This is a genomic window from Bacterioplanoides sp. SCSIO 12839 (genome assembly GCF_024397975.1).
In the GTDB taxonomy this organism is placed as follows: Bacteria; Pseudomonadota; Gammaproteobacteria; order Pseudomonadales; family Oceanobacteraceae; genus Bacterioplanoides.
In genome coordinates this window covers 367916-382664 of the sequence record NZ_CP073745.1, presented here as the reverse complement: position 1 = coordinate 382664, position 14749 = coordinate 367916, and the positions used below count along the sequence as shown (strand labels likewise).

At 48.6% G+C, this 14749-nt stretch carries 12 protein-coding genes; 4 read left to right on the top strand and 8 right to left on the bottom strand.

Annotated features, from left to right (window positions below; translation table 11 throughout):
• Positions 1-148: 148 nt before the first annotated feature.
• Together KFF03_RS01845 and KFF03_RS01840 are read right to left on the bottom strand one after the other, a co-directional pair.
• A complete protein-coding gene (locus KFF03_RS01845) occupies positions 149-1495 on the bottom strand; it encodes a DUF1329 domain-containing protein (protein ID WP_255858576.1) in 1347 nt (448 codons plus the stop codon).
• A 10-nt stretch (positions 1496-1505) separates the two neighbouring features.
• Positions 1506-3407 carry a DUF1302 domain-containing protein gene (locus KFF03_RS01840; protein ID WP_255858575.1) on the bottom strand — a complete coding sequence of 634 codons (1902 nt, stop codon included), beginning with the start codon at positions 3405-3407 and terminating at the stop codon, positions 1506-1508.
• 240 nt (positions 3408-3647) lie between these two features.
• On the opposite strand from KFF03_RS01840, the gene KFF03_RS01835 reads away from it, so the two are divergent.
• Complete coding sequence (locus KFF03_RS01835; protein WP_255858574.1) at positions 3648-4388, top strand: Crp/Fnr family transcriptional regulator; 741 nt, start codon at positions 3648-3650, stop codon at positions 4386-4388.
• On the opposite strand, the gene KFF03_RS01830 is transcribed toward KFF03_RS01835, so the two are convergent.
• A complete protein-coding gene (locus KFF03_RS01830) occupies positions 4374-5279 on the bottom strand; it encodes a LysR family transcriptional regulator ArgP (RefSeq protein ID WP_255858573.1) in 906 nt (301 codons plus the stop codon). The genes KFF03_RS01835 and KFF03_RS01830 overlap by 15 nt on opposite strands.
• A 110-nt stretch (positions 5280-5389) precedes the next feature.
• On the opposite strand from KFF03_RS01830, the gene KFF03_RS01825 reads away from it, so the two are divergent.
• From KFF03_RS01825 to KFF03_RS01815, 3 genes are all read left to right on the top strand, one after another.
• Entirely contained in the window at positions 5390-6016 is a 627-nt protein-coding gene (locus tag KFF03_RS01825) for a LysE/ArgO family amino acid transporter (protein ID WP_255858572.1), read from the top strand.
• 193 nt (positions 6017-6209) lie between these two features.
• The gene (locus KFF03_RS01820) at positions 6210-7523 is read left to right on the top strand and encodes an acetyl-CoA hydrolase/transferase family protein (RefSeq protein WP_255858571.1); all 1314 of its coding nucleotides are present in this window, start codon (positions 6210-6212) and stop codon (positions 7521-7523) included.
• A 114-nt stretch (positions 7524-7637) separates the two neighbouring features.
• Complete coding sequence (locus tag KFF03_RS01815; protein ID WP_255858570.1) at positions 7638-8609, top strand: DUF6268 family outer membrane beta-barrel protein; 972 nt, start codon at positions 7638-7640, stop codon at positions 8607-8609.
• Between the two features lie 19 nt (positions 8610-8628).
• Here KFF03_RS01815 and KFF03_RS01810 read toward each other — a convergent pair whose 3' ends face one another.
• The 5 genes from KFF03_RS01810 to KFF03_RS01790 form a co-directional block, all read right to left on the bottom strand.
• Positions 8629-9666 carry a hypothetical protein gene (locus KFF03_RS01810; protein ID WP_255858569.1) on the bottom strand — a complete coding sequence of 346 codons (1038 nt, stop codon included), beginning with the start codon at positions 9664-9666 and terminating at the stop codon, positions 8629-8631.
• 80 nt (positions 9667-9746) lie between these two features.
• Positions 9747-10463: a hypothetical protein gene (locus KFF03_RS01805; RefSeq protein ID WP_255858568.1), complete on the bottom strand. Its 717-nt coding sequence runs from the start codon at positions 10461-10463 to the stop codon at positions 9747-9749.
• Between the two features lie 123 nt (positions 10464-10586).
• Positions 10587-11327 (bottom strand): 23S rRNA (guanosine(2251)-2'-O)-methyltransferase RlmB, encoded by a 741-nt coding sequence (gene rlmB, locus KFF03_RS01800; RefSeq protein WP_255858567.1) that lies wholly within the window; start codon positions 11325-11327, stop codon positions 10587-10589.
• 201 nt (positions 11328-11528) lie between these two features.
• A complete protein-coding gene (rnr, locus tag KFF03_RS01795; protein WP_255858566.1) occupies positions 11529-14192 on the bottom strand; it encodes a ribonuclease R in 2664 nt (887 codons plus the stop codon).
• Positions 14193-14294: 102 nt separating this feature from the next.
• A complete protein-coding gene (locus tag KFF03_RS01790) occupies positions 14295-14684 on the bottom strand; it encodes a gamma-butyrobetaine hydroxylase-like domain-containing protein (RefSeq protein WP_255858565.1) in 390 nt (129 codons plus the stop codon).
• Positions 14685-14749: the final 65 nt, after the last annotated feature.

The window sequence follows — 14749 nt, the reverse complement described above, 5'->3', positions numbered from 1 at the left end:
GTTCTCCTGTTTGCCATGTCATACCCGTATTTTGAACCTGCTTGCAGGCATTGCCATCATAAGTTTATGACGAAGCCTGAGTAAACGGCAGGCAAAAAAAAGCCGCCCATAAGGGCGGCCAAAAGATCGTCAAATCTTTTCATCCAGCTTAGCGACGGCCAGAGCGACGCAGAGCCGATGGTGTGTATTGCTTGTGGCTACGCTTCACACCGAAGTCATAAGCGTTTTCTTCTTCGTTGGTCAGACCCAATACCAGATAACGGCCAGAGTTCAGGTCATACAGAGCTTCAAACGCAAAGTAAGGAACCACATAATCGTAGAACATCATGTTGTGTGCTTCAGCAACACGCCACAGCTCGCCGCGACCATCGAAGTGATCCACTGCGGCAATTTGCCAGGTATCTTCGTCGATATAGAAGGTACGCTTGGCGTAGATGTGACGCTTGCCCTCTTTCAGCGTGGCTTCTACTTTCCACACACGGTGCAGTTCATAACGTGCCAGATCCTGATTCACGTGACCGGCTTTCACCACGTCGTCATAGCTGTGTTCACTGCTGTTGATATTGTAAGAGTTGTACGGAATGTACATTTCCTGCTTGCCGACTAACTTCCAGTCATAACGGTCAGGAGCACCGTTAAACATATCGAAGTTATCGGTGGTACGCATACCATCAGACGCCGTACCCGGACCGTCGTAAGAAACCTGTGGCGCACGACGCACACGACGCTGACCGGCGTTGTATACCCAGGCACGACGAGGCTCTTCTACCTGATCCAGTGTTTCGTGTACCAGCAATACATTACCGGCTAAACGCGCTGGCGATAAAATATCCTGCTTAAAGTAGAACAGTACGTTTTTATCTTTGGTTGGGTCCAGACCTTCCAGATTCTGACGGAAAGTATATTCATCACGGAAACGAACCGGGGTGTAAGTACCATCTGACTGTGGCGTTACCTGTACCGAAGTACGCACCAGGCTGCCACCACGATAACGTACGATGTGGTTCCAGATCGCTTCTAAACCATTTTCCGGGAACGGGAATGGCACGCCACCTTCAACCATGTTTTCAACGCCATTACCGCCTTCGGTTAAACGGGCATTGGTCGCATTGGTTTTGGTCGCATCATAAACCGCTTGTGGGTAAGCGGCAGTACGGTGAGTTGGGTATACCGGAATGCGGTAAGAATCAGGGTAGCGCTTAAACATCGCCAGCTGACCTTCGCTTAATTTCTCTTGGTATTGCTCAGCCGTTTCTGCGGTGATGACAAACAGAGGTTTTTCATCAGCAAACGGATTCGGCAGGTTAGCACCCAGTTTATGACCTGCTGGCGCTGTGGTTAAACCACCGTCCCAGGCAGGAATATCACCCTGAGCGGCTTTGGGAGCACCAATGGGAGTCAGTTCGTTACCCAGTTGCTCTGGTGTTGCTGCCAATACGCTCTGGCTGACCAAAGCGGCGGCAATCAGTTTTGTAAATGTGCTTAATTTAGCCATTGATACTGCCTCAGAAAGAATATTTAGCGGATAAGTTAATGTTGTCGTGGTTTTTCAGCACGTTGTACTTACCACCGCTGAAGTTGGTGTAGGCAATTTCTGCCGACAGAGTGTTCTGGTAAACAAACTCAACCGCCAGTCCTGTTGTTAAACGATCGTCGATAAACTGAGAACCTGGTTCAGGGCCATTACCCTGATCGTAAGCGACCGACAAACGAGGCAAAACATTCAGGCCAGCAAAGGCATTGTTATAGCTCAGAGTTGAACGCATACGAATACCACCAGACCACTTATCGGTATAGCCTTCGTCGTTACAGTTCTTAGGCGTCACATTGCCACCCGGTCCCTCAACACAGTTATCTAAACCGGTATCCGGATTACCTTGCTCTGCAGTCCAGATACCCTGGTTATCACCTAAGCCATAGGCACCGTTACGGCCATAACGCGCCTCATCCAGACTTGGCAGATCGGGAATGTAGTTAACACCCACTTCGGCAACAATTGCCAGACGATCGGCCGCCATAATACGGTCAATGGTCTGGATATAAGTCATTTGAGCCTGCCAGATATCCAGCGGGTCATAAGACTCAAATTCGGTACCAAAGAAGTTGCTTTTATCGCCGCCGTTAGCAACATGATCAGCAAGACGCTGCTGGTACAAACGTGACGTTGGAACACCCAGGCCTGCTACCAGAGTTTCCAGCGAGTTCCACTGCACTGGCGTATCCGGCTTATAACTCACTTCACCAGAGATCGATGCGCCACTTTCCACCGAGGTCGCAAAGCTGGCACCCATGATTTTCTGATCTTCCGGGAACTCCATACGATACGATGGGAAGTTGCCATTAATGACAGGATTTGGATTAGGGTATAAGTCACTTTGCTGGTAGATCGCACCAATTAAATCTCGGTTAGCCAGCACACCACCAATGACCGGTAAACGGCTATGGAGATTCATATAATAAAAACCAAACTCGGTATCGGTCACTTCTGCTTCGTACCAACGAATGGCTACACCGTACTGGCCTGAGTCTTTTGGCTCTTCGTCACTTAAGCGCTGAGCGATCGGAATCTGCCAGGTATTCTCAGGTGTACCCACCTGAGTAGCTTCGTGAGCGGCCAGCGCATCACGCTCATCACCGGTAATATTCAATACAACCGGGCCACAACCATCCGCGGCAAAATCGGCGGTCGAGAAGAAAGTACCACATGGATCGGCTTTGGTTTTTTCCCAGCGCAGCTGATAGAAAGCTTCCAAGCTCACGTCAGCGCTTAAACCAATCGAGGTATACAGCATCTCAACCGGCAATAAACCTTCTTTAATTTCAGCGCCTGGCTTACGGAATGCCGACGCATCCACCGGGTTAATGCTGTTAATGCCACCCTGAATAAAGGTGCTTTCACCCCAGCTGATCACCTGACGACCCACACGAACATTCACCGGAGTATCGCCCAGATAAAAATCGCCCCAGACGTAAGCATCTAATAACTCAAAGTCTTTACCGGCTTTTTCTTTGGTTTCGTCGATATAGTCTTTGAATTCCGGAGTTTCATCCATGATGGCGGTGTCGTAATACGCACGACCACGGAATAACGCACCGAAGTTGTCGTATTGCAGTTCCAGCTCGGTGGTCCACTTAGCGACGTGAGTGTAGACGTCACCTTTTTTGTAGTTCAGCGTACCGTCATCAAAGTTGTATGATGAGGCTTCACCACGAAGACCCAGTGCTTCGCCATTTCCCTCGGTTACCTGCTCGTCCAACGGCTTTTCTGTACGCCAGCCGATACCGTAACTCACGGTGTTATCCCATTGAGCCTGGACACCGCCGAAATTGAACTCAACAGCCTGCACCGAAGCGGCGCTGCTGATGGCCAGAACCAGCGGCAATTTTGCAAAAGCTTTAACAGCCATTTTTTCACCCTGCTTTGTTATGTTTATGCCGGTGCGGGTGCACCAAATGATCTATGGCTGGCGGCCAGACAACACGGCCACCAAATTTGGTCGCGATCATGGCAAACAACAAAGCACACCGTCTGTCACATTTGTGACTGACAAATGGTGTATCAATTCGGGCCATGTTATGATTCGAATATCAATAGTCGACAGAGCAGCATAAGCGCCGCTCCAGTCACTGACCCGCGAGCCCAAATCATGAAACCACTTCTGCACGTGAACGATCCGATTTCAGGAATGAATGACGAACATCAGGCAAGGCTTTGGCATCTCTCTTCTTCCCGTCATTACAAAGCCGGGGATATCGTGATTTTTCAGGGAAGAACCGTCAGTGAGGTGTACCGGATTACTCAGGGCAAAGCTAAAATCTCGTCATACACCGAAGATGGCCGGGAGATTATTTTATCGAATCTCACACCTGGCGATATTTTTGGCGATACAGCGATGCTCGACGGCATGCCCAGTGCCTACAATGTGGAGTGCCTGACCGATTGTGTGGTTCGGGTGTTACCCGGCGATGAATTTACCAACCTGTTTGATGAGTACCCGGCTTACGCTTACGAGTTGTGCCATAAATTTAATCGGCAGGTGCGAATCCTCTACGAATTATTAGTCGAAGCGCGCGCCATGCCGTTGTCTAAGCGCCTGATCAGTATTTTGTGTCGTGGCTACCACACCCACACCGGCCAGGATCAGACAGGACGTTATGTGGATTTATCGCAAGATGAACTGGCTCGCATGCTGGGTACCGCGCGCCAAAGCCTGAACCGCGAGTTAAAAAAGTTAGAAGCGGCGGGTTATCTGGATATTATCCACGGCCGGGTATACCTGACACACATGGATAAAATGCGTGCCGACCATAAAGATATTATCCACGATAATTTTGTGACTCCGTATAAAGAATTAACCGATAACGGCTCACCATTACAGCGGCAATAGCAGCTGAGCCGCCCGCTGAACAATGGCATGGCGCAACTGCGCCATGTAATCGCTTTCAGTTTGCCAATAATGCCAGTACAGCGGTATATCGAGCACGGTTTCCGGTGCAACATCCACCAGCTCTCCACTGGCCAGATACTCTCTGACCTGAATCTCAGGAATCATCCCGAACCCTAATCCGGCCAGCGCCATTTGCACAAAACCACCGCTGGATGGCACCCGTTGCATCCGCCGCGGCGCCTGCAAGTTCAGGGTATTCAAAAACTGATGCTGCAATTGGTCATCACCACTGAAGCGTAAACACGGTGCCTGCTGTAACCATTGATAAGGCTGATCAGAGTATTGGCGCTTGCTGGGTGTCACAGCATCGCGATAATGCGCAACAAATTCCGGGCTGGCCAGAGCACGATAGCGCAAGGTGCCTAACGCCTGAGCCAGGCCGCCATTAACGGGCTGAGCGCTCTCACAGATACACGCCATCACCTCGCCGTTTTTCATACGTTTCAGGCCCACTCGCTGATCTTCAATCACCAGATCAAAATTCATCCTCTGACTGTCAGCACACGCGGCTAATGCCGGCGCCAGCCAGGTATCAATCGAATCGGCATTCACTGCTAAGCGAATATTCAGCTCCGTTGCAGGCTCATCACTGGCCTGCAAACCCTGCTCTAATTGTTTCACCTGCTGCAGATGGTTACTGAGTTTACGACCCAGCTCAGTTAACCGTGGTGGCGATGTACGTAACAGCACCGGCTGCCCCAGCTTAAACTCCAGCTGACGAATACGCTGGCTGACCGCCGATTGTGAAATGTTGAGCACCTGAGCGGCTTTTTCAAAACCGGCATGTTCAATCACCGCCGACAGTGCCTCAAGGGCGCGATAGTCCATCATAAGATTAACTAATATCCCATTAAATTTATGAGTTGGATTAATGATAGCGCTCACCCTATTGTTCACGCAATTCAGCACTAACCCTTCAAAACTAACCCTAAGGCATCGTCGTGGAATCTCAGTTCAGCCAAATCATCACTGTTCTCAGCACCGGCTTTTTAGTCACCCTCGGCTTGATTGTGGCGATTGGTGCCCAGAACGCCTGGGTGCTGAATAAAAGCCTGCGGGGTGAACATCCCTGGGTAATTACCAGCGTGTGTGTGTCGCTGGATATTTCGTTGATTGCCATTGGCGTTTACAGCATCAGCACCATTCAGCAATGGATGCCTGATCTGATTCCGGCGATCACCCTGATGGGCGTGGTGTTTTTATTGTGGCTCAGCAGCCAGTCGTTTTACCGTGCCTGGCAAGGCGGCGGCAGCCTGACCACCAACGAAGGGGTCGAATTAGGCAGCCCGTGGCGCAGCGTCGGCCAGGTGCTGGCGATCAGCCTGCTCAACCCGCACGTATACCTGGACACCGTGGTATTAATTGGCAGTGTTGGCGCACAACAAACCTTACCCGGCTGGTTTATTGTGGGTGCCGGTTGTGCATCCGCTTTATGGTTTTTTTCCATTGCCGCCGGGGCCAAATTATTACGCCCGAAACTCAGTGAACCGAAACACTGGCAGATGCTCGATAGCTTTACCGGTATTTGCTTATTGGTGGTTGCTTTGCTGATGGCACAAAAACTGTAATAGCACTGAGGGGTATTAACACTGAGCAATAACTCAGGCCTATGGCTGACAACAATGTTGAATTTGTCAGCCATCTGAACCGCCCTTGATGCACCTCATGAAACTGTCACACAGTGTTCATGGACAGTACATGAGGTACTGCTAAAGTGACTGGAGTTAATTAATTTCTCTCTCAGTTACCGGGAATCCGCAGATGGATATTGCCAGCCTCTACGATCAAAAGCTCACCTCAGCCGAACAGGCGGCCAGTTTTCTTAACAGCCACGACAACCTGATTCTGGGTATGAGTGTCGCCATGCCCCCAGCACTGATGCAGGGGGTTGCTACCGCGTTAACACAACGCAAGCTGGAACATATCAATCTTTATTATATGCATGGCACTCAGGCGCTGTGCGACACCTTACTAGTGCCGGAGCTGGCTGATCAGGTGACACCACGTCCGCTGTTTATGAGTGGCCATGACCGCGCCGCACTAAAAAAGTTACCGCAGCGCAATATGCTCGAATTTGTCCCCGCCACCTTTCATCAGGTCGGCCGGTTATTAACCGAAACCATTGAGCCGCATTGTTTTATGGTGACGGTGTCGCCAATGGATAAACACGGTTATTTCAGCCTGGGCACCAATGCCGATTATGGCGCCAGCGTCATCCGTAAAGCCAAACGTGTGATTGTTGAGGTGAACGAAAATATGCCGCGCACTTTTGGCGAGTGTTCGGTACATATTTCCGAAGTAGACGCCATTGTTGAAAATCATACACCTCTCATCGAAATTGCGGCTAAGCCGCCAAGCCGTACCGATGCGTTAATTGCCGAACAAATTGTCGGTCGTATTCACGACGGCGACACCTTACAAATGGGCGTGGGTGGTGTGCCGAATGCGGTGCTCAGTTTTTTAACCCAGCACAAAAACCTAGGATTACATTCTGAGTTGTTCAGTCCGGCGATGGTAGATTTAATTAAAGCGGGCGTAATGAATGGCAAATTAAAAAACTGGATGCAACACAAACATGTTTTCACTCTGGCACTGGGTGATAAAGCCATGTATGACTTTATGGACGATAACCCGTCGATTGTCGGTTACCCGGCTTCCTGGGTGAATAACCCGAATATCATTCAGAAAAACCGTAATATGGTGTCGGTGAATGCGGCGATTGAAGTCGATTTAACCGGCCAGATTAACGCCGAGCAATTAGCCGGGCATCCCTTCTCCGGCACTGGCGGTCAACTGGATTTTGTTCGTGGCGCTTATTCATCAAACGGCGGCCGCTCGTTTATTGCCCTGCATTCCACCGCGAAAAAAGGAACACTCAGCCGAATTGTGCCGCAGTTACAAGGGGGTGCAGTAACGGACCCACGTATGGACACTCAGTTTGTGGTTACCGAATACGGTTGTGTTGATATGAAAGGGCTGTCTTTGCCGCAACGCGCCAAAGCCTTAATTGGCATAGCACATCCACAATTCCGCGATGAGTTAAGCGCTAAAGCTCAGGCGCTGGGGTTGCTCTGAACTGAACTCCTGCCTTCAACTTCTGACCTAAGCCTCAGACACGAAGCCCAGACCTTAACTTATCCGCCGACAGTGGTTATCCTGACGGCGGAGCGACTCATTGCAGGAAGAATCATGAAAGCCATTACCACCGCCTCACTGTGCTTAACGCTGATCACTCAGGCTGCTTATGTCACGGCTGACACGCCAGCAACAAAGGCAACTAGCACCAAGGGAACGACCCAGACAATTACATCCGAAGATGAAAATTTTGTACCTAAGCCATCGTCAGGTCATTTAATTTTCACCTATTTTGATAAATCCGAAATAACCAATATTCCATCCGTCGAGGCACCAGAGTCAGTTCAACTGGATACCAGCTTAAAGCTGCCACTGGGAACCTCTGGTGAAATCGATAGCGGCTTATGGGTGTATAACTTTGTATTAAAGGAACGGGAATTCCGTTTTGATGAGGCGGCAGCCGTCAGACGCAACTCAGACGATAACCACCTGAAACAGCGCTTATATGAGATTAATGTTCCGATTACTTATTTAATCCAGAACGATAATAACTCCCGCTGGGTGTTTAATGTCTCACCCGGCGTAAAGTCATCTCTGGAATATATCGGTAATGACGACCTGGCAGCGAACGCAGCCATTCAATATACCAGCAGCGTTGAAGGCCATGGCTACAACCTGGGTGCAGCTTACACACACCGTTTTGGTGAAGGAAAGCTGGTCCCTCTGGTTAATTACAGCTACAAAAGCGGTAAATATTTAAGCGTGATATTAGGTTTTCCTTATTCACGTCTGAGTTTTGCGCCCACAGCACGCCAGCATTATTTTGCCAAACTCACCCCGGAGGGTGGTAGCTGGCACGTCTACAATCAGGGGGATAAAGACGAAACCTTCGACTTTGAGCAGCAAGCTTTCCGGTTTGGCTTTGGTGCTGAATTTAATGCTTTCCGAGCACTGTGGCTTGGTGCCGAAGCGGGTATGCAATTTGGTCAGGAGCTGGAATTGGACAACGAAAGCGGAGAACGGGGAACGCTCGAATTGGAAGACAGCGGTTACCTGCAGTTAACCGCCAAGCTACGCTTCCGGTAAACAGAACATCGCCCGGATATTAGTCCGGGCTGCCTTCCCGCCAGATTTCTAAATCTAACCGTATCTCATGAATGGTTTCAGCTACCCAGCCAGGCAAGTTCCACTCATGCACATAAGAGCGCCTCGAGACAATAATCTCAGGCTGAAGGTCATACGGCAGCACTTTAAAATCATCACGATTAATAATACGACGCGAATAATCGCCGTATCGACGCGGTACCTTGCCGCCATCACACTGTGGCTGGTATTGCTTGAATTGTTGTAATAATTTTTCTGTGCGCATTGCTGAGCAGTTAATGCTCTCATCCCAGCCATAATCGACGTAATCATCAAAACTGAAGCGTTCGTTAAACACCCAACGTTTATTGCTGCATGCAATATAAGGTGCCTGATACTCACCTTTAAGTGGATCCGCATGGGTGGCTAAAATACGATTCCAGAAACGCAAGCCGTTAAAGTTTGCCACCAGATCTGCGTATGAATACACGCCGGTGGTTTGCGCACCAAAATATAACGATTCCGACCACTCGCCATACAATAACCCAGCTTCGACACCTCGACTCATGCGATCTGTGATTTCAAAGTAGGTATTGCCTTCGGTAAAAAAGTGCCCGAGCTTGTCGGTACCCAGGTACACATGATTAACACGAATGACCGCTGCCACCCGTTCACTCATCACCAGGCTGGGGGCATCCAGGCGTTCAAAATCCCGATAAACCGACTGCTGAAATGTCACCCGGCGCTTATCAACCTGCGGTGATTCTTCGGCAAAAATTTCGACCTGTCCGACCAATGACTGGGCCAGTTGTGCCTGGAGCTGGCCATATAATCGTTCAACGTCACATTGGGGGCGAATGCGGTGATGCAGTTTTTTCTTTTGTTGTGGCTGAGGGTAATGTGAGTTGGCTTTATCTATCGCCAGCTGTATGCGGCGATTCACTTCGGCTTCGATCACCGCCGAGCTGTCTTTCAGATGATTGATACCGGTAAACTGGTCAACTTCAGCGGCTTGTACGCCCGAGAATAAAAAGCACAGTAGCAATAGCCAGATTTTCATAGCGCCCCCTTGAATGAAGCGGGGAGTATAACCGTTGGGGCTTGAGGTGTAAGCTACTGGGTTGAACAACCTCATACTTATTAAACCTTGGACTTAAAGTACTCAATTTTATTCTTAATCTCCATAGCAGCTATAGAGCAAGAACCACTTAGTATCATTTGCAGAAGAAAGTCTAAATCTTCAATAAATTCGAAGGTTGCAGAATGATCTTGTTCATACAAATCTTTAAGAGCTTCTTTAAACTTTCTATCTTTTATAGATAAATCCCACTCATGGGCCAATTTATTTCTAACAACCCTTATATTATCGAATCTTCGCTTCATAGAGCTTGGAAATATACCAAGATTTAAATCACCACAAGCATCAACCTTATCATTCAAAGTTTTATAACTTTTCTTTTTGGAAGGATTAATATTGAAATAGGCATCTAGCAACTCTGACATTAGATAATCCAGCTTAGATGCCCACAAAATCCCCATACTTAGAAATGATTTCTTTGAGTTTTCTTCATTAACCTTATCAAGAAATCTAGCAAATTCATTGTACTCTTCAGGCAGCTGAAATATCGAATCATCTACTGACAAACTAGCTTCAGCCTCATAGGGCTTTACGGGGCCGAACTCTTCAGAATTGCATCGATGCCAAATTTCTCTCCCATGATCCTCGCAATCATACCGGTAGGCTGTAAATGGATACTCACCTTTAATATGGCTTGAACGCACAAGACAATTTATAAGATCTCCATCCTCAGATACGTATTCAGGGCATCGAACTGAAATTATAGATATTTTAACCATGGCATCCTTTAAATTAATAATAATCAATTTATAGAGAAAGCATATTGATATTAATTGATCGCCAACCCGAAATATAAAAAATAGCGCCAGAAAGGCGCTATTTAGGAATAGATAATTCGAAGCTTACAGCGAGCCACGCTGCCTTACCGCTTCAAACAAACAAATCCCCGTAGCCACGGAAACATTCACCGAGCTGACTTCACCCGCCATTGGAATATTCACTAAAAAGTCACAATGCTCGCGTGTTAAACGTCGCATGCCTGGGCCTTCCGCGCCCATTACCAGTGCCAATGGGCCAGTCATATTTTGCTGGTAGATATTTTGCTCGGCTTCACCGGCGGTGCCACCAATCCAGATGCCACGCCCCTGAAGTTCTTTCATGGTACGCGCCAGATTGGTTACCTGAATATAAGGAACGGTTTCTGCCGCACCACAAGCGACTTTAGCCGCTGTAGCATTAAGCGGTGCGGATTTATCTTTTGGTGCAATTACAAGATGCACACCGGCGGCATCAGCCGTACGAATACAGGCACCCAGATTATGTGGGTCGGTCACGCCATCAAGAATCAGAATAAATGGATGACCTTCGATTTTATCCAGCACGTCCGGCAGTTGTTTTTCACTCATGCCTTGTACCGGCTTACGCAGGGCAATAATACCCTGATGATTGCCATCGACCTTCTGGTTCATTAAGCCTTTATCGGCTTCACGAATTAATAAACCCTGTTCTTCGGCCAATTCCAGTACACGTTGCATACGTTTGTCCTGGCGGCCTTTTAATACCCACACCTCAACAACCTGATCGGCGCTGCGTTGTAATAACGTGGTGACGGCGTGTAAGCCATAAACGGCTTCTAATTTCATTTTAATTCTCCGGCTATCAAACAATAGCCCAACTTGATTCTGTTCTTAGCGAGAAAAAGCCAGTATTTTTCAGCCGCCGCGCCGAAGGACCATCCCTGGCCCTGCCGCGCTACCGCAACATCCTGTTGCTGCTATTGAAAAACACTGACTTCTTCTCTACGACTTGATCCCTGCTATTTTGAATTCGTTAATTAAAACGAACTACTTTTTCTTGAGGGGCTTACGAGCCGTCTTTTTGCCACTTTTTGGCTTTGATTTAGCCGTTTTAGCTTTGGTGCTGGCACCGGCTTTTTTAGCATTCAGCTTCTGACGCTTGCTTGGCTTTTTGCTGGCGCTTTTTTTCGCCGCCGGCTTTTTCGCAGAACGCTTGCCATCGTCATCCGAGTCATTCGCCGCACGACGACCTGAAGTTTTATCCGCCTGTGCTTTTTTAAAGCTGTCACGCTGTGAGCGGCGTGGTTTTGAACCTGATTTATTACCCGAATCTTTCTTACCAGGCTCTTTTTTACCAGGCAATAGCTCCTCAGTTTCTCCCTCAGCACCACGTCTACGCGGTAACCGTGTCGGGGTCGGCAGGTCAGCCGCACTCCGGCGGTTTTTATTCATAGGTGCAGTGGTTAATTCAAAGTCGATTTTACGATCATCCAGATCAACATCCACCACGCGAACCCAAAGCTTATCGCCTAAGCGGAAACTACGACGGGTGCGTTCACCCACTAACCGATGTTTTACCGCATCAAACTGGTAATAATCGTTTTGCAGCGTGGAAATATGCACCAGACCTTCCACATAAATATCTTTTAATTCGACGAATAATCCAAAACCGGTGACGGCAGAAATGACACCTTCGTATTCACCACCAATATGATCGCGAATATATTCACACTTGAGGAAATCCATCACATCGCGGGTGGCATCGTCAGCACGACGCTCGGTGATGGAGCAATGCTCACCCAGGCTGATCATACGCGCCGTGTCGTATGGATAAATCCGCCATTTCTGCATCGGTTTGGCGTCTTCCACACGGCGCACATGGCGACATTCAATCTCGCTGCGAATCACATGACGAATACCACGATGTACCAATAAATCCGGGTAACGACGAATCGGCGATGTGAAATGCGTATAGGCTTTATAGGCTAAACCAAAGTGGCCTTCGTTTTCCGGATCATAAACCGCTTGAGATAATGAGCGTAATAATACCGTTTGAATTAAATGTGAATCCGGACGGTCTTCAATTTGTTTCAACAACGCCTGATAATCTTTTGGCGAAACTTCTTTGCCTTTATGCAGCGACAAACCTAACTCGCCGAGGAAGCTGTATAAATTTTCCAGCTTCTCCTGACTCGGGCCTTTGTGCACCCGAAATAATGCCGGGATATCGTAACGCTGGAAGAAATCGGCCGCACACACGTTGGCCGCCAACATACACTCTTCAATCAGCATGTGAGCGTCGTTACGCTCGGTTGGCACAATTTCCTGAATCTTACGCTCGGCGTCGAATACGATGCGGGTTTCGACCGAATCGAAATCCATTGCACCGCGTTGTTCACGGGTTTTGCGCAGCAGCTTAAACAGCTTATAAAGATTTTCTAAATGCGGAACAATCGGACGATAATGCTTGCGCCAGGCTTTGCCATCTTCGGTTAATGGCTTCTGCAACATGCCCCACACTTTGTTATAAGTTAACCGTGCATGGGAATGAATCAGGCCTTCCATAAATTTGTAGCCGGATAATTTACCGGCCGCCGAAATAGTGATTTCACACACCATCACCAGACGATCCACTTCCGGATTTAATGAACATAAACCGTTGGATAATTTTTCCGGCAACATGGGCACAACAAAGCCCGGGAAATACACCGAATTACCACGCTCATAAGCGTGATCATCTAAGGCTGATTTCACTTTGACGTAGTGTGATACGTCTGCGATGGCCACGAATAAACGCCAACCACCGGTGTTTTTATTCGGCTCGCAATAAACCGCGTCATCGAAGTCGCGCGCGTCTTCACCATCAATAGTGACAAACGGCAGATGACGTAAATCGATGCGATTTTTCTTATCCGCAGCTTTGACTTGCTCCGGTAATTTTTCCGCCTCGGTCACCACTTCTTCTGGCCATTCCGCCGGAATATTATGGCTGCGAATGGCTACGTCGATTTCCATGCCCGGCGCTAAATGTTCGCCTAACACTTCAATCACCTCACCCATGGGTAAGGCACCCGGACGTGGTTGTTGGGTGATCTGAACCACCACAAACTGACCGTGTTCAGCTTTGTTTCTACCTGCCGGAGGCACTAAAATTTCATGGCTGACGCGCTTGTTATCTGGCTGTACGACACCAACACCGGCCTGGTCAAAATAACGACCAACAATCTGCTGGGTATTACGCTCCAGCACTTCAACAACTTTGCCTTCCGGGCGACCACGACGATCTAAGCCAAGAATCTGCACCGCCACTTTGTCACCGTGAAACACCTTGCCCATCTGACGATTCGACAGATACACATCGTCGCCACCGTCACGCAGCACAAAGCCAAAACCATCACGGTGGCCCATCACCATACCCGTCACTAAATCCGCTTTGCTCATTGGCATAAACTGATTACGACGGTTGGAGATCAGCTGGCCGTCACGCGACATCGCAATCAAACGACGACGCAGGGCTTCAACCCGCTCTTCATCGGTTTCGCCTAATGCGGCACACACATCGGAATGTGTCATTGGATGACCCTGCTGTTCCAGCAGCATCAGCAGTGCATCACGGCTGGCAACCGGGTTGTCGTAGCGTTGCGCTTCGACGGCGGCATTTGGGTCTTTAAAGCCCTGGGAGGCTTGAGAAGGCTTTGACTTTTTTGTCATGGAATCCTGATTTCGGAGATGTCCGTAGGCCGGAACAGACGTTTAACAACAAGTACGTACAGCCGACCGGTGAATGATGGCTACAGTATAACCAGAAAGGATTTATAGTGCTCTAAAGTTAATGGCGGTCGACTCCCGGCTTTGCCCGGCCTCTTTCAGGCGCTGCAGGTAATCCGCCCACAGCTCTTCCTGATTCAGGCATAAATGATGGAGGTATTTCCAATCATATAACCCTGAGTCGTGCCCATCGTCAAAAACCAACTTCAGGGCATAGTTGCCAGCAGGTTCCATACTCAGCAATACCACGTCTTTTTTGCCAAACTGCAGCACTTCATTACCAACTCCATGGCCACGCACTTCTGCCGACGGGGAATAAACGCGAAGCAATTCGAAGCTAAGCTGATACGTATTATCTTGGTGCTCTTTTGCGTCGTGATAACTCAGCTCGATGCAACGACTGCTTTTACGCACCTTGATTGACGATGGAATCATGATTTCAGCTCCAAAAAATGAATTGCATATTCTAATGAATTCTAACTATTTAGTCTCAGGCAGCA

Coding starts and splice junctions, on each gene's coding strand:
- KFF03_RS01790 (WP_255858565.1), bottom strand. CDS start 14,684: ATGATTCCATCGTCAATCAAGGTGCGTAAAAGCAGTCGTTGCATCGAG.
- rlmB (WP_255858567.1), bottom strand. CDS start 11,327: ATGAAATTAGAAGCCGTTTATGGCTTACACGCCGTCACCACGTTATTA.
- rnr (WP_255858566.1), bottom strand. CDS start 14,192: ATGACAAAAAAGTCAAAGCCTTCTCAAGCCTCCCAGGGCTTTAAAGAC.
- KFF03_RS01835 (WP_255858574.1), top strand. CDS start 3,648: ATGAAACCACTTCTGCACGTGAACGATCCGATTTCAGGAATGAATGAC.
- KFF03_RS01845 (WP_255858576.1), bottom strand. CDS start 1,495: ATGGCTAAATTAAGCACATTTACAAAACTGATTGCCGCCGCTTTGGTC.
- KFF03_RS01805 (WP_255858568.1), bottom strand. CDS start 10,463: ATGGTTAAAATATCTATAATTTCAGTTCGATGCCCTGAATACGTATCT.
- KFF03_RS01840 (WP_255858575.1), bottom strand. CDS start 3,407: ATGGCTGTTAAAGCTTTTGCAAAATTGCCGCTGGTTCTGGCCATCAGC.
- KFF03_RS01810 (WP_255858569.1), bottom strand. CDS start 9,666: ATGAAAATCTGGCTATTGCTACTGTGCTTTTTATTCTCGGGCGTACAA.
- KFF03_RS01830 (WP_255858573.1), bottom strand. CDS start 5,279: ATGATGGACTATCGCGCCCTTGAGGCACTGTCGGCGGTGATTGAACAT.
- KFF03_RS01820 (WP_255858571.1), top strand. CDS start 6,210: ATGGATATTGCCAGCCTCTACGATCAAAAGCTCACCTCAGCCGAACAG.
- KFF03_RS01815 (WP_255858570.1), top strand. CDS start 7,638: ATGAAAGCCATTACCACCGCCTCACTGTGCTTAACGCTGATCACTCAG.